Here is a 16,869-nt window from a genome sequence, read left to right on the forward strand (position 1 = left end):
GATTTTGCGGATAGTGCCAAATTCGTGTGGCTCGCTCATAGTATTTCGACCTCACTGCGGCCTGTAGATCCCTTATCCTTATGGAAATGAAAGCCATACATAGACCTGCCAGACAGGTAACCTTCTGCGCTGTGCCAAGCGTCTGAGGGTATCGGCGCTCTCAGGGAATAAACCCTTGTTCCGTCCTTTTCCGTGCACAGCTCATGATGCACATGGCCGGTGAAGGCGTGGCATGACTTACTCGAGCCCCACATCTCCCGTTTGTAGCTTGCCATGATGCCTGGAAGGTCTTTGATCTTCGCTCCGTCTCCATGTGTGCCACACAGCATATTCACGCCGAACCCATGCCACCAAAAGGGCGATGGCGATGTGTTTACGGTCATATGCTTGTCATTGCGGTAATAGAGATCGAGACCCGTTCTGATGGCAACGGTTGAGGCTGGGTCGTGATTGCCCGCCTTAAACTCGGCCTCCACTTCAGCATGCTTGTGACGGACGAACTCGGTGCATTGGATGATGATATCGCAGAGTTTCGGCAAAACCTTCTGGTAGCGCGTATCCACGTCCATGATGTTGCCTGAGCCTGGGGTTTGGTTTTTGTGGCTATCAGCATGCATTAGGTCGCCAAGACCCAGGATGACAGCCTTGCGGCTTTTGGGCGCTCGTTCCACAAGCTCTTGAAACGTTTCTGTCAGTACTCTCTCTGCAATCTTGAGATCCCAATCCGGCCCTTCAGTTTCCTTCGACCAAGCGAACATACCGAGATGGAAATCCGCGAGAGGGTACACGGTCAGAGAGTCCTCATCGTGGTCTTTCAAACGCCAGATGTTGGGAGATTTAGCTACGAACCCCTCAAATGCTCCGCGAACCACTGATGCGACTTGGAGCGGATCTTCTTCGCCTTCTTTAGTCTTTACCCATCTTGCGCGAATTTGGCCGTCAGCATCCGTGAGGACGCTTTCGCCTTTGATCTTGTATCCGTCGGGAACTTCAAACTGACCGCCGCCCTCAGGGGAGTATTTGGTCGAGCGGCTTTTTACCTCTCCATTCTTACCAATCTGTTCGGAATATTCTTTGACCTCAAAGCCATCCAGAGCTTTAGGCATTGGACCAAGCATGCCTCGACGCTTGGCGACCTTCAATCGGTGTTCGAGTGTTGATCTGGCGATGCCTAGTTTCTTGGCTGAATCTGTCCAGCTACGCATAGATGCAATGTAGACATCGATAGTTTTCTGAAGGACTTCATTTGATAGAGGGCGTGTCGGCATCAAGCGCTCTCCTGATCTGCAAGGAGACGTAAGGCCATCCTGGGCGCGATAGAAAGCGATATGAGACAGCAACTATCTGAGTGCCTCAGCATGACGCCACCGCCATCACGAACGCCAAATAAAACAAAATTCGAGTCACTTAAATAACGACCGGTAGAGAATGGATGATGCTGGGCAATTCGGAGAGCTTTTGCAGAATCCCAGAACGTAACGCAGCCTTTAGGCTGAGGGATTGGGAACCCGAGTGCATTGGCTGGGTGAATCCATAGGCCAATGATTGCGCCAGCGATGATTGCGGCGCAGAAACGCAGGAATAGCGGGGGCATGGTCAGCCTCCTATTTTGGAATATGGGAAAGCAGTGGGGCTAGTTTGACCAGAACGCCACCAAACAGACCTGAGATACCGGCTAATATCGCAAGTGTTTTCCATCCTCCCTTTGTCTGCATCATCAGATCGTACATTTCAGTCTGCCTGCGGGACATTTTCTCCATGTTTTCGCGCAGGTGTTTGATTTCGTTTTCCAGCACAGCAATGCGGGACTGCTCGTTGTCCGTCATCGGCGCATAACCCTCCGCACCACAGTGTCAACGAAGTAGCCGCCAATTACGATCATCATGATTTGTGTGAGGTCAGCAGAGAGTGGGTCAGTCGCACCAAGTCCTAGCACCTTGTCCCAGAGAACTAGCTTGTTGATGTAGACAACAAAGGGGAAGGCAAAGCCGATGCGAACCCATCTCTCATACGGGTCTTTTTGGGCTTGGAGAATACTCTCCTTTCGAGCCTCAAGCTTTCGCACCCGTTCGTCCCAACGAATGCGTTCCCGCTCAGTCTTAGCGGACTCCCTGGCCGCGTAGGCATCGGCCAACGCACCCGGAATATCAATCAGGCTCTTAAGCCACCACATCAATCCACCTCACGACCCAGAAGCTTGTTGAGGCGAGCGGCGATAAGATCGCGGTTGCGCCAACCAAAATACAGAAGAACCATCACAAAAACAGTTGGAACAACCCATTGCCAAGGGGGCCCGGAGAAGAAGGACAGCACCCCGGAGCCGATGACAGTTCCGCCGCCCTTCTGCATCGTGTCCTTAACCACCAGAGCGTCACGACGGAGCTGCGCCATTGTGGCCGGGCCAAGAATGCCGTCATTGGTCAAATGCGGGTGTGTCTTCTGATATTCGAGAAGTGCACCCTTAGTATTCCTTCCCCACCAGCCGTCGATTGCGCCTGGGTTGAACCCGCGAGCAGTTAGAAGCTCCTGCGCCTCTTTCACCATCGGGTCCTGTTCTCTAGGTAGGATGTCGAGCGGCTCAGATCGGCGCTGGCCTTCTGCATGTTTTATGTGGCCATAGTCTCCATAGAAGATCAGCCGACGCTCCGCGTTACGGCGATTGACAAGCCCGCGAATTTTGCGGCCACCAGCTTTCACCCATAGCATTATGGATTCTTCAGCTCTAGTTAGCTCACCTTCACGGAAACGCTTCACCCAAGTCGCGTTGTGAATGCGCCCGGTGTTGAAGTCGAACGAAGTCGCGCCGTCGAATGAATGTTGGTTATCAAAGCAAGCCTGCTTTCGCACGCGTCCTTCAAATTTCCTAAGATCCGCTTCGAGCTGATCCATGGCCTGCTCATGGGTGATCTTCATTCCTGGCTTGGGCTTTATGCCCCCTGCTCGCGCTGTGTGCCCTACGCCGATGGTCCAGATGCCAACCACATCCTTGTATGCGCGCAGAACAACGCCTTCGTGCGTGGCAATAAAGTCTCTGCCACGCTTACTGGTCGTAAGCATGTTTCACCTATTTCCGGCATTTGCGCCGGTTGTCAGATATGAAAAAACCGCCTCAAAGGGCGTATTGGGGAGATTTAATTCAACGCAACTAAGCTTGACGTTCTAGGACTTCTATTCGGTCCTTTAGGTGCTGCGCATATTTTATGAGATGAACAACTAAACGGTCGTACATCACACCTTCAGCAAAATGTTTTTCGCCTTCCTCCCGCCATTGAACTAGTCGAGGGTCAAGTTCGGCTAGTTCTTCAGCAATTAATCCCCAGAAAGACCAGTCCGGCTTATCCGCTTGACATTTTGATCGATAGTAAACTGGCCGCGCCTCCTCAACTACTCTCTTGGAGTAGCCAAATTCGATATCTTCAATTTCTCTTTTGTACCGTTTTGAGGAAGTCGAACGCTGTAGCTCGTTGCCGGACCCGGACGCGACGTAAACATTCGCTGACTGGCTTGTTGTTTTGTCATAGACAGGTGGTGCCCTGAATGAAGTGGAGCCATCCAAATCCACAACACCAGACGTGCTAATGTTCAAATACTCTGTAAAAACTCCAGAAACCCACTTTCCAACACGAAGGGCGTTGTTGTTGGCACCAATTAAAGCTGCGTTGTTGCCATCGTTCCCAAAAATCAGACAGTTCGTGGGGCTGTTCTGACGTGTAATTGAGGAAACAACATTTCCTGTTGAGCCCGATGTAGTGTGATCATCACGAACCCGAAAAACTTCTTGCTCAGCAGCGATGCTGTCTTTCTGGATGAACACGTTGTTCGAAAAAGAGTTTGTGCCGGAGTGGGTGTTGTCGCCATCTAGAAGCGGTATCTTTGTTCCAGAAGTTCCGGTGTCTTTTGTTGCAGCAGTACCAAGAGCTAAGGTTCCCCAAGTCGCTCCGTTTCCAACAATAGCGCTTCCGTTTGTAGGAGTGAGAGCGAGTATATCGTCAAGAATGGGCGGTAGAGAAATCGAAATGAACGCAGACCCATTACAGTAAACGAATGCATATGACCCATCTGGCAACACTTTAGTATCTGCGTCATCAATTTGCTCCGAACTTGCCGGATCAATCGTCACATCGCCGCCATTCGCCTTTACAATACACATCCAACCGCTTGTTAGCGTTGATGCGGTGGTGAGGCTTAGAGTTGCCGTAGCAGTGAACTCAATGAGCTGACGATAATCAGCCTTCACGGCAGTGTATGCCGCTGCCTTCGTTACATAGCGGGTGATTGAAGATGCCGTGTCCGCCATTATCTGGCGGAGGGCATCATCGAAATTCTGAACAGCGTTAGAGCCCGAAATTCCTATACCATCAATCGCGGTATTGGAACTTCGCGTTTCTGAATAATCAAGGACGCTCATTCACGACCCTCCATAGAAAAAGGCCGCTCCGAAGAACGGCCTTCATTTATTGACACTGCACCCCTAATGCGTGTGTAGTAACGCTATTATAATCAACTTAAAGGAGTAAAACTGTGTCAGATCATAACACGGGAAATTTTGTCGCCCTCAGGTGTATGTACACTCAGTTATTGATTTACGTCGCTGAACGCCACGATGACCCTATCGGCTTCCTCAAGGAGCAGAAAGAAAAGTCAATCATTATGGCGTCCAACTACACCATCAGCATCGACGGTATGGAAACGGACGCGGGTAGAAAGGAAGCGATACAAGCGATAGAAACTTTGTTTGAAGGCATTAAAGCCACACCTATCAATAGCTAATTCACCTGAATTGGCTTCGAGCTTAACTTTCATGTCTGCTCTCCTTGAAACTCTGCGTTGATTCCGGTAGTTTTCTGCGGCGGCAGATCTGAGGACTTATGAGCGAAAAACCAACCGAAGAGCAAAAGCGTCAAACAATCTTTTGGGACTTTATAGGAGCCTTAATCGTCGGCGCTGGTTTTCTTATCTACAAGTACGTTACTGGCTAGCCGCCACTAATCCGACAGTCGCATTTCTCTGGAAACCTGGGCTTTCCAATGCACTACGAATAGCTGCTTCCAATTGCCGATGGGCTGAATGATCGCCGGATTGAGCCTTTGAGAGCAACGCCTGAACTTTTGTCGGATCTGTCTCCACCAATATCTCAGCCATACGCTTAAGCTGCTGCGGCGGTAGTCCTTTCGCAGGATTTACAAATCGACCGCTAAACGAGATTAGAGCATCAACGGCGGCACCTTTGACATTCCCGACCATAAGGTTTCGAGCAGCCCCACCTAGTCCACCACCCAATGCGCCACTATCAGCTAAGTCTTGCTGCGTCCGGCTGTTGCCCTGGACATTCTGTCGGAAAGCGGAAAATTCTGAAGCGTTTTCCATCTGCTTTCTGAACTTCTCAAAGCCAGCTTTGGAAGGCCATAGGGCTTGCAGGGCACGCCGCTGCCGCTCTGAGCCGAATACCTGCCTAACCGCGTCTCGATTTAGATGCCCTCGTTCAATTCGATGCTTTAGATCGCTGGCAAGACCCATTCGGAGCGCTTCGATTTCGTGCTTTGATTTTGTCGAAACAATGTATTCAATTTCATCTGCGGATTTATTCAGCAGACCAAGCCCTTCATCTGCCGCCTCTTGAATCTGGGACGCAGTTGCATACGATTTACGAACGCTCTTCAATGCCGGTGAGGCATCATCGAGAATACCCCTTATTTCTTGCTCAAGGTTCCGGTAAGCAGCTCCTACACTGCCGTCTCCAGATCGGAAGTTCTTGGAGGCGGCTGAGGCAAGACCTCTTCGGATTAGTTCAGTTTCTTCTAGAGACGGAAGGCGAGAGAAAGTTGCCGCGCCGGTCGCATCGTCTATCGACGCGACTAACTGCTTGCCGAAGGGGCGTCCCTCAGCCTGCGCAATTTTCTGAGCGGATCGAAGTGCTTCAGCCGGGATGCGGCCTGATTGAACAATACCATCAAGCGCAAAAGGAGGGCCTTTCGAGCCCCAATTTTGTTTAAAAGCCGAACCGTAAGCAGCCTTAGCGTTTTTACTCTTCGACCGTGCAAAGCCATCGCGCCATTTATAAAAATTATCAGCCGCATTAAGGCCAGACATGGCGCTGTCTTTAGTGGCTTCGTTATTTGCCGTATATCCTTTATTCAGCGCGTCATTGATGACCTTTCGGCCCTCTCCTGGTTGGCGTTTCACTGCCCTTGTTAGATCCCCGAGCATCACATCTTGCTGCCCGATTGATCGCCCCTCTCTCACACCTTGGATAAGATCATCTGCCTGTAAGCCCGCTTTATTGGCATCAGACATAATTCTTTCCGCCGCCGCACTGTTTTGCGCGCTGATAGGATTACGGGCTTTGCCGATTTTATTTGCGATAGGAGCGGCAAGCTTCCTCGCCCCAGCCCCAGCGACAGGAATAGTTCCCCCGAGGACAGCGCCGGTTGCTGCGCCGCTCAAAGCTCCTTCAATACGGGAATTTTCATCGGCGTTTCCAGTGCCGTATGCCGCGCCATAAGCACCGCCCTCTACGACACCCGCGCCAATACGCCTCTTGAGTGGCTGGCCTGCCATCCGGCCTACAATCGTCGCGCCACCCTTTGCCGCCCCGACGCCTGTGGCAAGCCCCCCAGCCAACTCCGCCGCAGTTGCGGTTATCGGATTCTCTCTCCTAAAATCGTCTTGCTGACCTCTTTCCGCCTTAAGTGCGTCGTCGTAACGCTCGCCAAAGGACTTGGAATAGTCAAACCAACCACCATCTGGCGTTCTTCCTAAGACCCCCGCCTCGATTGCTGTCAGCTCATCGCCAAATCCAAACGTCACGCCTTGCGTGAATGAATCCGCAGCGCCTGACACACGAGATTGGTCACTGTCCTTACCTGGCTGAGCACCACCCCCGGAAAGATGGCTCTGAAGTGCTTTAAAGGCACCTTCTGCATTCTCACCCGTGACCCGATATTTCTTACCATCAGGAGCCGTGATTTCGAATGATGCCATTACTCCACCTGCTGGATGGTATACCCGTCAACAGTCACCTGCTGCGTGGCAGTGGACTGAGGAATTGCGGGTTGATTTGGAGACACCCCTAACCGACTTTCCAAGGCCTGTAGGTCACGTTCCTTCTGCTGGATAAATGCCTTCAGGAGAGCTTGCTTTTCTACTGGGCTCTTGTTTGGGTCGCCTAGAGTCGCACGGAGAGTTTCGCCCTCTTTCTGAGTGAATTGAGCGCCGAAGGTATCTCTGAGAAGAGGTAGGATCTGGTTATCTACAACCGCAATGTACTCCGCGCGCGCGACAGCCGATTCACGAGGCTCCATACCAGTCTGCCTCATGCCCTCGTCTAGTGCGCGACCGGCAAGGGTGTATGTCGCGTCTTCGGCCAATTTATCGAGCCTGTCAACGACTTCATAAAGCCCAGGCATTTTGGAGGATATGCTGTCATAGGAAGACTGAGCTTCTGCTTGAGACTTTCCGCTCGCCGCTCCTAGCGCCTTTTGCTCCGAAGCACCGAAATTGTCCTTCGGCGTCACACTGATAACTTGGCCGTTTTTCTTGTCTCTGAGAATGATTTCTGTGCCGGTATCAAGTTTCTCAAAGCCGCTGGAAACATTGAAATCACCGGTATCAATCTGTTTGAATGAACCGTCATCCCCGAGAGTGCCGAGCACAGTATTGCCTTCAGCGTCCGTGCCATAAACGGGAGATTTGCTGTAAGTAGGCGTACCCGGAGTTTGAGCCCTCCTCTGAGCCAAATATGACTTCCAAGCCTCATTGACAGGCATACCACTCTCGACAGCCTGCGCCATCTCCGGGGAATTCTGACGCAGAAATTCCAGCGTGCGATTGCGTTGCTGCAACTGCTTTCGTTGACCAGCCTGTCGACCAAGTGCAGGGCCTGCCATCATCAGCGCATTTGCAACGTTTTGTGTATTGCCCTGATTGCCCATCAGTCCAGCGGCGACAGGAAGGGCCACTTCAGGCGCAAGAAAGTTCCTGAGCTGACTTTGACGCGCTTCGCCTGGAGCCTGTGCTTCATTCCGACCGCCGAAAAATCCAAGCATTAGAAGAACCCTCCACTAAGCAAAGAGGCACCTGTTAGCCCTAATCCAAGAGCATTCGAGAAGCCGTTATTTTGCACTGGCACCTGAGCTTGTGCGGTGCTCGTGCCATATCCGCCAGCACCACTCGCTATGCCAAGCAGAGCCTGCATGTTTGCAAGTTCCTCATTGTCCTGTTCGGACTGAATACGCAGATCATCATTCAACTCACGTCCTGCGAGGTCCTCATATGCACCACCAAGTGACGTGAGTGTTTGTGCGGGTGCCTGCATATTCTGGAACGCAGTTGGCAGATTGCCAAAGCCTGTTTGACCCATATTAAACATCTGTGATGCGCCCTGCATCTGTCGCCCAACATTCCCTGCCTCAATGTTGGCATCTGCAAGTCTGTTCTGGTCGAGAAGCTGAGTTGCCGCAACTTGGGCCGCGCGTTCCTGATTGTACTGGCCAGATCGAGCGCGGGTTTGCAGATCTGTTATTTCACTCGCAACATTTCCTGAATGATCTTCAGATCCATATCGACCGGCAGCCTGAGCGCCGCGATCAACCGCAAAGCGAGCCTCTTCCCCTGCCCGGTTCAACACCTCTTCAAAATACGGATCACCGCCACCAAGCATCTTTCCACTGGCGATGTCTGAGAGATTTTGAGATGCAAAGGACTGACCGGCATCCACATCGCGGTTACCAGCGGTCACATCGCCAAAGTATCCAACAGCGGTGCTCTGGGGAGCTGTGAAGCCACCGCTATTGATAACGCCTTGCATCTGCCCCGAAAGGCCCTTTGAGCCGATATTCTGGTTTGCGGCTGCTTCAAGAGCATTCATGCCCTGAGTTGTTCTCTTGTCGAACGGAACAACGGTAGACATGGTGTTCGGCTTGATAAGCCCATCATCATTGTACGCTTTGAGCGCATCACCCATAGCCGTGTTCAGCAATGGCTTTGCAGCGCTATAAGGCTCGTTCACCGTCTTCTGAGTTTGCTGTTGAGTTTTCTTAGAACTGCCGCCCATTATACCTTTTCCTCATAGAGGCATCTTATCCGCCGCGCCTTTGGAAATAGCCGCTTGAACAACGGCTCCCATCGCTCAAGCCCTTCCGCTACAAGGCTTGTTGCTCCACATTGATTTTTGAGTTGAATGACCGCCTCGCGAAGTGGCCTGATCCACTTCAGGAGCCTCACTCCATACAAAGCAAGGCACCGTAATTTCGGGCCGGTTGACCAATTTTCAGGACGCCAAACAGAAGCCCCGCAAGGGTTTTTCCCTTCATGGACAACAAGTAAAAATGCTGAACCACGCCTACATTCCTGCCAAAGCTCAGCGACTGTAATATCCCCACCCGTCGCCACACTAGCGCGTTTCAAACCTTCAGATATCAAAGGCCATACGTCATCAATCTGATGAACCGGAACAAGCGTGATATTCAACCGCCCTGGCCTTGCTGGCCGTAATCAGACACTGCGATGACTGTTACGGTGATCTGGTTTGCAGTCCCGGCTGTAGCCTTGATTTTTTGTCCCGAAACTTCGTTCGAGAAATAGAGCGGGATGTCCAAAAAGTTCGCAGTCGTTTCTTTCGGAATCGTCCCGACGAAGAACGTTTCATCAGCCGACCCATCAAACCACTCAAGCGTAACCTTGATGTCATTCGACGTGTCCTCATTGACCAAAATAAGGTTCTTGATGGTCTGAGAGTATTGCGCAGAATTCTCAAATACGTCGGTTTGCCCGGTAGTTGTTAGCTTCGTAGATACGGGAGGGTCTACCTGACCGAAGACAGAAGGCGTGCCTCTCATATTTTCCCCGTCCGTTTTCCACGCTCTTCGATGCCAACAGCATGATTCCAGGCAGCGCCCTCCGCGATTTTCAGGCGCAAGCGATGCAGGCGACCTTCATTGTTAAACCAACAAGCCTTCGTTGCTGCATATGGCGTGATTTCGGAACTCCAAGTGCGGTCCCCGCCATGAAATTCAGAAGTTCCGACCTGAAGTGTAAAGTCTGTTGCATCGGTATAGACACGCGCCTCTTGAAAGAGGGTCTTCCAACCCGGATTGAACTCAATGTCGGCAGTTTCCAGCGTTGCTTCACGCGCTGCCCCGGTGAACAGCCCAAGCTTATTATCGGTGTCAAAGGCCCCAAAGCGCGGAATTCCACCAGCAAACAACGGAGAGTCGAAAGGCTCCGTTACCTCGTCAATAGTCGTATAGAGCGTTGCCAAGCCGTCCCAGGAAACATCAGGCGTGGCCAAAGCAAGCATTTCCGTGACATCGATGTCAGCCGGACACCAACGATCAAGCTGCCAATTGTACCCAACCAAAATCTTGGATGACCCGACCTGATCAGCCTGCACCCACACAATTTTATTGAACGGATCTGCGACGGCGCGGATTGCGGTCAACTGCGAAGTGTCGACCTGATCCTTGAACCACTTATCAACGCGCTCAGCACCGATTGGGCGACCCTCCACACCAACCATGAAGCCGTCTGTTGAATAATAAAAGAACTGACCGGGACCAATCTGAACCAGCGAGCGCGGGGCAAAGACGCCTCTGTCAGGGTTTATCTCTCTAGTAGTGTAAGAATAGCCCCCGGAAACCGCGATGCTGAGCTGACGCCACTTGTTCAACTGAGCAATAATTGCCCCGTTCTCGGCACCAATAAGCCCCTGAACATCGCCCCCGTCTGCAAAAGTTTGACGGCTACAGCCACGCTTGCCACGCGTCCAAAACGTTGAGTCGCCCAGGCCGGAAGTCTGCACAGCACGCGGCGCACCATCCAAGTGACCTAGCAGAAGATATTCACCAGCGACGACAGCATATTTTGACCTGGGAGGAGAACCAGCCAAATCAGCGAATGCAGTACCGGAATTGATATTTATTACTTGCGTGTCAGTGCCGAGATTGCCGCAAATAAGAGTGTCGCCAAAGAGCACAAACCACCATGAGTCCCCTGATGGCACAGCAGGCGTTGTCGTACCTGTGCGGTCCGTCCAAGTGTAGTCCGTGTTATTGAGTTCATACAGCGCTGTCTCGGTGCCTGCGAATATCTTATAGGCACCAGTGTTTGTCCTAACAGAAACCGCACCCCGGCAAGCTGAAGGCAATGCCGACGTGAAAATCGAAAGATCCGCGAAAGGGCCCCAACCATCTCTCACAGGCAAAGCATTGAACACAGATGGGGAAGCAGATGGAGCGAAAGAAGCTCTATCCGGCTCAAATGGCGGCAACTGAATTGTCATCAGCCAACGCCGTTGAAGCTGTCGGAGTTAATGTTGTAGCCACCCGTCGTTGAAAGTGCTGGATCTACCCTTAAGGGTGCAACGGACTTAGACCGGCTTTCATTCCACGAGATACGTTTCTCCGCATCCATGTAGAGACTTTCATAAGCATCGGCGTCTTGAAAGTCACGGGACCAAACCGCCGCCTCTTTCAAACAGCCATATAGGTATGTGTTGGGATGATTGGTCAGAAGCCAATTTGGATCAGTCGTCGCAAGATCCAGCGACGTCATGCGATAGCGAAATTTGAAAGTGTGCTCCTGGTCGCAAGGAACATCGAAATCGAGCTTCGATCCGTTGATCATCCAAGCACGTGGAGTACCGTTTGTTGTTCCAAGTTCGTAATTCCCCGCGATAATTGGAGAGAGAAAATCCTCTGTGCCATAAGTCGTCAGGAAAACGGCAATAGGCGATGAGAAGTCGGCAGGTAAATCTATCGAGCGCGATCCAATCGCACCCGTCAGTGTCGTGTTTACTTCCGCCGTTCTAATTGGCAGATCGATATTGGCGCGAGACTCGAAAAGTGCAACAAAGCCATCAAGACGCTCCATGAATTCCGTGTCTGAACGACCGCGGTATTTTTGAAGCTCAGTCTTTAGATCTGCAAGATTGTCAAAAGCCATGCTTACCTCAGATCCTCACGCAGAAAGGAAAAGGGCGGCTGAAGCCGCCCCAATCCGTTAGTTATTGGCCCAACGGCAAGCGAGCTGCGGGCGAATTGCCTTGTAGCCGTACAAGACATCCAACCGGCAAGGGAACTGATCGTTGTTGATGTCGTAGGCGCGGACGATACGCATAGAAATCCCGTCCAGAACCTCACGGGCGCAGAAATCAACACCCTTAGGCTTGAGAAGGTCCGCAGTTGCAAAGGCAAAGGCATCACGATGGAAGCCCATCGAAATGTTGTGCACGGCAGAAGCGCCGCCCACCTTGGTCACAGCAGCGTTGTTTGCAGCGCCATTGGTGACGTTCTGAGAACCGCCAGTTGCCACAATCGCAGGAGAGATGCTGAGGGATGTTGCACTCGCACCCGCATCAGCCGTGATGACGAACTGCATCAACTGACCCGTGTCCACCTTCGTTTCAGGATGGACACGATTCACGCCATCAATGGTGATGATATCACCTTGCTTGAGGGTGCCAGTACCAGTGCCAACTGTCAGCGTTGAGCCGGTTTGCGCCGACGCGTCATTGGTCAGATAATCGCCAGTGCCGTCATCTGAGCCGGTCGTATGGGTCGGCAGAAGCGTGTTCTCCATGAAGGAGAAGCCGCCAGTGCGACCGATGTAGCCCTCTTTGTACTGTTTCGAGACTTCTTTGGAGTCATTGAACAGTCCTTTCAGAGCGTCAACCAGATCGACGTTGTCCTCCGTGTTGATCAACATTGAGAGATCATCCTGAGGGGTCAGGCTGTCTACCAACTTTTTGCGGACATTGGCCACACCGGCAAAGGTCGCGGACGAACCAAGGTTGCTAACCTGCTGGTAAACGTCCTTGTACATCGAGAGAGCATCAGCTTCGATGTTCGCAGCCAACACGGACATGGCAGGAGCAAGAATTCGCTCGCTGAAATCGTCCATATCCATTGTCAGATCAACGGACGTGAAATTCAGGTCAACACCTTTCTGGGTGGCAACCTGGAGCGTTGTGCTCGTTTCCGCAGTATCCTGGGAACTTAGCGCCGAACCAGTCCGCACTGTATATTCGTTCGGCAGGCGGATTGTCAGCGTGTCGCCAATTTTCGCGCCTGTCTTAGCAAAGCGATCATCGTATTGGCGGTTCACATTGCCAACAAAGTTCAGCTTCTGGTGAAGAATGCGCAACGCCTCTCGCGTTACGGCAGTACTCGTAAGAAGGGTATTAGCCATAATAAGGCTCCATCAGGCCGCAGTGCTCTCAGGCACTCGGCACGGGGACTGGGCGTCTCCCGACGCTCATGTCTGTTGAGATTAGTAGCCGCGCCTTGCAGCTACCTGCTTGTTTCGAGCTGCGACCCAAGCTTCTGGAGACATGTCATCGCTCAAGCCTTTCGGCGCAGAAGTGCGACCCTTCGCTTGCTTCTTGAGCGGCTTCACATCCTGTTTCGGCTTGGGTTTCTTTGCAGCTTTACGCTTCTCTTGAAGCTTGGTCTTCAACTGGCGTCCATCCATCGCCTCTCTGAGGATTTGCAACATGCGGGGATCACGCAGCGAGCCAACGTCGTCCTGCGTAAAGCCGTATGTTTTTGCAAAGTCCGTCAGTTGGAGGTTGAGTTGTTCCGACCAGTCGGGAATTACTTTATTGCGAGCCTGAACGTATTCCTCATCGCGCTTGGCGGCTTCCCGCTGCGCTGCCTGAGAACACTCGTGCTCTTTGTGGCGAATGCCTGCAGCAAGCTGCTGCTGACTGTCTTTCATTTGCTGAAAGGATCGCCAATGCCTGCCCGCTTCAATCGGGTCTTGTTCTTCGAGCGCGTTCCAGTCTACGTTTTTGTATTGGTCAATTTGACCTTGGATTGCCTCGAATTTTGCATACTCAGATCGCAGCTCCTGATAAACCTGAACTTGCTGCTCAAACGCTTCTTCGCGCTGTTCCAGTGTTCGCCTATCTTCAGCCACACCCTGAGATTTCTGGGTGTAATCAGCGTTCCTCATGAGCGCCAATTTCAGATCAGGGTGAACCTTGTAGTTCTTGCCCTCAAATTCGACCTCTTCGACTTCCGAAACTCCTTCGTCATCGTCATCAAGGTTAAATTCGTCTTCTTCATCCTCTGCGTCTTCCGTTTCCGCCTCTTCATCGGCTTCAACGTCATCGACTTCGGTTTCAGACGATTGCTCGTCCTCTTCGCTTGCTGAATCCTGAATGTCTTCAGTTTCCAGTGCTTCAATTTCGAGCATTTCTTCGTCTTGCATTTTGATCACTCCGATATTCGGTTGGTGACAATAAAAAAGCGCCCCGAAATGGGGCGCTGGTTAGCCGGTCAATGCCGGTATTTCTGATGTTTGGTTTAAGTTTTGGGTTGCCGCTTGCTCTTGTAGAGCTTGCACCAGCCCGTTGGTCCAATCCTGCCCTTAATCGCTTTGCAGGATATCAATGGCTCAAAGTGACAGCAGATATCGCACTTCATGCGCTTGTTTGGAGTTGCCTGATGACTGGCTTCAGCTTTTGTCTTTCGCGGATCAATCAAAGCAACACCTATGTGTGAGTTATGGCGGCAATTCTGCCGTTTTTCGGGACTTGAATTGCTAAAAAGCCACCATCCGCAACAGAAATCGAATTCGATGCGGAAGCGTCCTCGATATGTCCCTTGTTCGTCACGTAGTGAGCACTATCCAGGCAGCGAACGAAGGCATGCGTTGCTTTGTCCGGGCGAATTCCTGAAATGGCTGACGACAGAGAGGTTGTGACTTCCTCAGCCGAAACAATCTCGTTGACTATTGCTCCTGGATCTCTTCCAGCGGCAGCTTGAGCAGTAATCCAGGCGACATGCAAAGTTGCCATTCGGCGCTACCTCGCGAAACCATTCTGAAAATGAGGTTGCGCAGGAGTGGCACTGTACTGCATTTGAGGCTGAAGCGATCCCGTCGCCTGCATTCGATCTGTTATCGCCTCAAACTGACTCGTGCGTGCGCCCATCAAATCCACGATTTTCTTTAGCTCAAGTTCTTGCTCTTCAATCTTGAGCTTCATCGCATCGAGCGACTTATCAGCCTTGAGGGACGCATTCTCTTCCTCGAGCTGCTTAATGCGGCTCATACCTTCTTCGATCTGCTTCTGAATCTCAGGCGGAATAGCTTGCTCCTGAAGCTGCTGAGGCAGCATTTTCTGAAGGCGCTTAGCGATCTCATCGGCTCCGGGCCAATCCATGTTCTTCGCGATCAAATCACCAATGACAGGTGCGATATCAGGATAGGCCCTGATCATCTCTGTCATTTGCGTTGCAGCTTCTTCACGTCGCGACGTGAATGATGGGCCTGCGTTGACAACCAAATCGTACTTGCCCACGGTCAGGTCGAAGACCCGTGTCAACGGCTGCATGACTGGTTGGCCTGCGTCGTTAAGCACCTCTTCCATCATTGGGTTGCCATCCGTATCGATTTTCGGAACAGCCTGGTTGATTGCCTGCTGGCTTTCTGTGCCATCCTCACCAAGAACACGAATAATCCGCTCTTCATTGTAGACGTGCGGAATGAGATCCAGAACGACAGTGCCAGTGTGACGAATTGAACGTGTCAAATTGTCCAGGAAGTGAAATGTTGATACGTCCCCTTCCCTCTGCCGGGCCATAATTGCTCGACCGCTGGTTTCATTGGACCGCGCACCGAGTGAAGCATCGTAAAGGCCGATAATTGATTTCATGTCATCGGCAGCATTCAGGGATTCCTGCAAAGCGCCAGCAGCAACGCCAGAATCAAGCGGCTGGCGCTGAGGGGGCGGCATAATGTTCTGCCCCTCCTTCACAACATCATATTCGATGTGTGAATAGCTGACAGAGTTAGCTGACTGCCACTTATTGGCGTCGGTTACAAACGAGCCAACAGGCCCGATGAACGGAACACGAGGAGCAAGTGCGACCAATTCAGCCCCGGCAGTGCGCCAGAAGTTGAACATCTGCTGAGCGTCTTTGCCGTTATGGATCAAAGACCGGCGGTATACTTTCCCCCCAATGTCGAACTCTTCGCCATACACCGGAATAATCGGGATGTATTTGCCGGGCCACTCATCGACAGAAAGCACCTCAGCGCCAGTCAGTTTGTTGCGAGTTACCTTATGACTTTTAACGACGCGGCTTTTAATTGGGGTGATGTTTCCAGCGACAATCCAATCCCAGTTGTCCTCTAGATCATTCTCGTCTAGCACCGTTCCGTCCGACAAAAGCAGGATAGTCTTATCTACCTGCTCACGTCGCCACCAGTCTGCAACCATGACGTAGTCGCCATCAAACCAGGACTGCGAAACGTCTTGAAAATCAAACTTCCAATCAACCCGATCAGCTTCAGGATAAAGCTCTTTGAATTTATCTTTCTTCAGTCGTTCAATTCGAAAGGCTGTATTCCAGTCGGAGGACTCTGCAGCTGTTGAATTTGGATCGCCGTAAACGGTCAGTGGGTTTGTAATTCGTTCAATCAAAATATCTAGATCAAACGTATCATCGAAAGCGTAATCGATATCGACTTGCCAATAGCCGAAACCGCCGCCAACTGCACACTCTACGCCTGTGTCGTACGCGACATCAGCATTGGAGATATGTTCAATGTTACGGATAAGTCCGTTGATGACCTTTGCTGTATCTGGGTCAGCGCTACTATCTACCGCGCCAACCTTCATTGACGGCTTATTCTGGCGAGCGTCATTAACAACCTGCCGCAAAAAAGCAGGCATCTTGTTGATTGTCAGACAGGGGCGACCATCAGCTTGACGCTGCTCTTTAATCTTTTCCGGCCACTGCTCACCCAAACGGGCGAACTTGTTGTCCTCAATGTAAGTATCTCGATTGTGCTTCTCGAATTCTTCCGCCTCTTCAAAGGCGTCTTGCGCCTCCCTTAGAAGGCCGGAATCGTCTGACATGTATT

The 16,869-nt window shown here is 51.6% G+C and carries 17 protein-coding genes; 1 reads left to right on the top strand and 16 read right to left on the bottom strand.

Features of this window, described 5'->3' with window-relative positions; translation table 11 throughout:
• Nucleotides 1–35: 35 nt before the first annotated feature.
• The 14 genes from Q0835_RS26880 to Q0835_RS26945 all read right to left on the bottom strand — a co-directional run bounded on the left by Q0835_RS26880 (nucleotide 36) and on the right by Q0835_RS26945 (nucleotide 14,208).
• Nucleotides 36–1,268 (bottom strand): hypothetical protein, encoded by a 1,233-nt coding sequence (locus tag Q0835_RS26880; RefSeq protein ID WP_298966118.1) that lies wholly within the window; start codon nucleotides 1,266–1,268, stop codon nucleotides 36–38.
• A gap of 336 nt (nucleotides 1,269–1,604) precedes the next feature.
• Nucleotides 1,605–1,826, bottom strand: coding sequence for a hypothetical protein (locus Q0835_RS26885; protein ID WP_298966120.1), 222 nt, complete (start codon nucleotides 1,824–1,826; stop codon nucleotides 1,605–1,607).
• Entirely contained in the window at nucleotides 1,823–2,173 is a 351-nt protein-coding gene (locus Q0835_RS26890) for a hypothetical protein (protein ID WP_298966123.1), read from the bottom strand. Before Q0835_RS26890 ends, Q0835_RS26885 begins: the two co-directional genes overlap by 4 nt.
• The gene (locus Q0835_RS26895; RefSeq protein WP_298966126.1) at nucleotides 2,173–3,057 is read right to left on the bottom strand and encodes a peptidoglycan-binding protein; all 885 of its coding nucleotides are present in this window, start codon (nucleotides 3,055–3,057) and stop codon (nucleotides 2,173–2,175) included. The genes Q0835_RS26890 and Q0835_RS26895 overlap by 1 nt, the downstream gene beginning before the upstream one ends.
• Before the next feature lie 88 nt (nucleotides 3,058–3,145).
• The gene (locus Q0835_RS26900; RefSeq protein WP_298966129.1) at nucleotides 3,146–4,408 is read right to left on the bottom strand and encodes a tail fiber domain-containing protein; all 1,263 of its coding nucleotides are present in this window, start codon (nucleotides 4,406–4,408) and stop codon (nucleotides 3,146–3,148) included.
• A gap of 233 nt (nucleotides 4,409–4,641) precedes the next feature.
• Entirely contained in the window at nucleotides 4,642–4,803 is a 162-nt protein-coding gene (locus Q0835_RS26905) for a hypothetical protein (RefSeq protein ID WP_298966132.1), read from the bottom strand.
• A 165-nt stretch (nucleotides 4,804–4,968) separates the two neighbouring features.
• Nucleotides 4,969–6,981, bottom strand: coding sequence for a hypothetical protein (locus Q0835_RS26910; protein WP_298966134.1), 2,013 nt, complete (start codon nucleotides 6,979–6,981; stop codon nucleotides 4,969–4,971).
• Nucleotides 6,981–7,931 carry a hypothetical protein gene (locus Q0835_RS26915; protein WP_298966137.1) on the bottom strand — a complete coding sequence of 317 codons (951 nt, stop codon included), beginning with the start codon at nucleotides 7,929–7,931 and terminating at the stop codon, nucleotides 6,981–6,983. The genes Q0835_RS26910 and Q0835_RS26915 overlap by 1 nt, the downstream gene beginning before the upstream one ends.
• A gap of 113 nt (nucleotides 7,932–8,044) precedes the next feature.
• On the bottom strand, nucleotides 8,045–9,052 hold the full coding sequence (locus Q0835_RS26920) for a hypothetical protein (protein WP_298966140.1): 1,008 nt from the start codon (nucleotides 9,050–9,052) through the stop codon (nucleotides 8,045–8,047).
• Between the two features lie 412 nt (nucleotides 9,053–9,464).
• On the bottom strand, nucleotides 9,465–9,836 hold the full coding sequence (locus Q0835_RS26925) for a hypothetical protein (RefSeq protein WP_298966144.1): 372 nt from the start codon (nucleotides 9,834–9,836) through the stop codon (nucleotides 9,465–9,467).
• Nucleotides 9,833–11,278 carry a hypothetical protein gene (locus Q0835_RS26930; protein WP_298966146.1) on the bottom strand — a complete coding sequence of 482 codons (1,446 nt, stop codon included), beginning with the start codon at nucleotides 11,276–11,278 and terminating at the stop codon, nucleotides 9,833–9,835. The genes Q0835_RS26925 and Q0835_RS26930 overlap by 4 nt, the downstream gene beginning before the upstream one ends.
• Nucleotides 11,278–11,940, bottom strand: coding sequence for a hypothetical protein (locus Q0835_RS26935; RefSeq protein WP_298966149.1), 663 nt, complete (start codon nucleotides 11,938–11,940; stop codon nucleotides 11,278–11,280). Before Q0835_RS26935 ends, Q0835_RS26930 begins: the two co-directional genes overlap by 1 nt.
• Before the next feature lie 57 nt (nucleotides 11,941–11,997).
• Entirely contained in the window at nucleotides 11,998–13,185 is a 1,188-nt protein-coding gene (locus Q0835_RS26940; RefSeq protein WP_298966151.1) for a P22 phage major capsid protein family protein, read from the bottom strand.
• Between the two features lie 81 nt (nucleotides 13,186–13,266).
• The gene (locus Q0835_RS26945; protein WP_298966153.1) at nucleotides 13,267–14,208 is read right to left on the bottom strand and encodes a hypothetical protein; all 942 of its coding nucleotides are present in this window, start codon (nucleotides 14,206–14,208) and stop codon (nucleotides 13,267–13,269) included.
• Nucleotides 14,209–14,279: 71 nt separating this feature from the next.
• Between Q0835_RS26945 and Q0835_RS26950 the strand changes: the two genes are divergently transcribed.
• Nucleotides 14,280–14,501 (top strand): hypothetical protein, encoded by a 222-nt coding sequence (locus tag Q0835_RS26950; RefSeq protein ID WP_298966154.1) that lies wholly within the window; start codon nucleotides 14,280–14,282, stop codon nucleotides 14,499–14,501.
• On the opposite strand, the gene Q0835_RS26955 is transcribed toward Q0835_RS26950, so the two are convergent.
• Both Q0835_RS26955 and Q0835_RS26960 read right to left on the bottom strand, forming a co-directional pair.
• Entirely contained in the window at nucleotides 14,492–14,797 is a 306-nt protein-coding gene (locus Q0835_RS26955) for a hypothetical protein (RefSeq protein ID WP_298966155.1), read from the bottom strand. The two genes, Q0835_RS26950 and Q0835_RS26955, sit on opposite strands and share 10 nt — an antisense overlap.
• Nucleotides 14,798–14,803: 6 nt before the next feature.
• Entirely contained in the window at nucleotides 14,804–16,864 is a 2,061-nt protein-coding gene (locus Q0835_RS26960) for a portal protein (RefSeq protein ID WP_298966157.1), read from the bottom strand.
• Between the last annotated feature and the right edge of the window lie 5 nt (nucleotides 16,865–16,869).

It is taken from the genome of uncultured Roseibium sp. (assembly GCF_947499295.1).
GTDB lineage: Bacteria > Pseudomonadota > Alphaproteobacteria > Rhizobiales > Stappiaceae > Roseibium.

Coding starts and splice junctions, on each gene's coding strand:
- Q0835_RS26910 (WP_298966134.1), bottom strand. CDS start 6,981: ATGGCATCATTCGAAATCACGGCTCCTGATGGTAAGAAATATCGGGTC.
- Q0835_RS26940 (WP_298966151.1), bottom strand. CDS start 13,185: ATGGCTAATACCCTTCTTACGAGTACTGCCGTAACGCGAGAGGCGTTG.
- Q0835_RS26925 (WP_298966144.1), bottom strand. CDS start 9,836: ATGAGAGGCACGCCTTCTGTCTTCGGTCAGGTAGACCCTCCCGTATCT.
- Q0835_RS26895 (WP_298966126.1), bottom strand. CDS start 3,057: ATGCTTACGACCAGTAAGCGTGGCAGAGACTTTATTGCCACGCACGAA.
- Q0835_RS26935 (WP_298966149.1), bottom strand. CDS start 11,940: ATGGCTTTTGACAATCTTGCAGATCTAAAGACTGAGCTTCAAAAATAC.
- Q0835_RS26945 (WP_298966153.1), bottom strand. CDS start 14,208: ATGCAAGACGAAGAAATGCTCGAAATTGAAGCACTGGAAACTGAAGAC.
- Q0835_RS26890 (WP_298966123.1), bottom strand. CDS start 2,173: ATGTGGTGGCTTAAGAGCCTGATTGATATTCCGGGTGCGTTGGCCGAT.
- Q0835_RS26905 (WP_298966132.1), bottom strand. CDS start 4,803: ATGAAAGTTAAGCTCGAAGCCAATTCAGGTGAATTAGCTATTGATAGG.
- Q0835_RS26900 (WP_298966129.1), bottom strand. CDS start 4,408: ATGAGCGTCCTTGATTATTCAGAAACGCGAAGTTCCAATACCGCGATT.
- Q0835_RS26950 (WP_298966154.1), top strand. CDS start 14,280: ATGCCGGTATTTCTGATGTTTGGTTTAAGTTTTGGGTTGCCGCTTGCT.
- Q0835_RS26955 (WP_298966155.1), bottom strand. CDS start 14,797: ATGGCAACTTTGCATGTCGCCTGGATTACTGCTCAAGCTGCCGCTGGA.
- Q0835_RS26885 (WP_298966120.1), bottom strand. CDS start 1,826: ATGACGGACAACGAGCAGTCCCGCATTGCTGTGCTGGAAAACGAAATC.
- Q0835_RS26960 (WP_298966157.1), bottom strand. CDS start 16,864: ATGTCAGACGATTCCGGCCTTCTAAGGGAGGCGCAAGACGCCTTTGAA.
- Q0835_RS26915 (WP_298966137.1), bottom strand. CDS start 7,931: ATGGGCAATCAGGGCAATACACAAAACGTTGCAAATGCGCTGATGATG.
- Q0835_RS26880 (WP_298966118.1), bottom strand. CDS start 1,268: ATGCCGACACGCCCTCTATCAAATGAAGTCCTTCAGAAAACTATCGAT.
- Q0835_RS26920 (WP_298966140.1), bottom strand. CDS start 9,052: ATGGGCGGCAGTTCTAAGAAAACTCAACAGCAAACTCAGAAGACGGTG.
- Q0835_RS26930 (WP_298966146.1), bottom strand. CDS start 11,278: ATGACAATTCAGTTGCCGCCATTTGAGCCGGATAGAGCTTCTTTCGCT.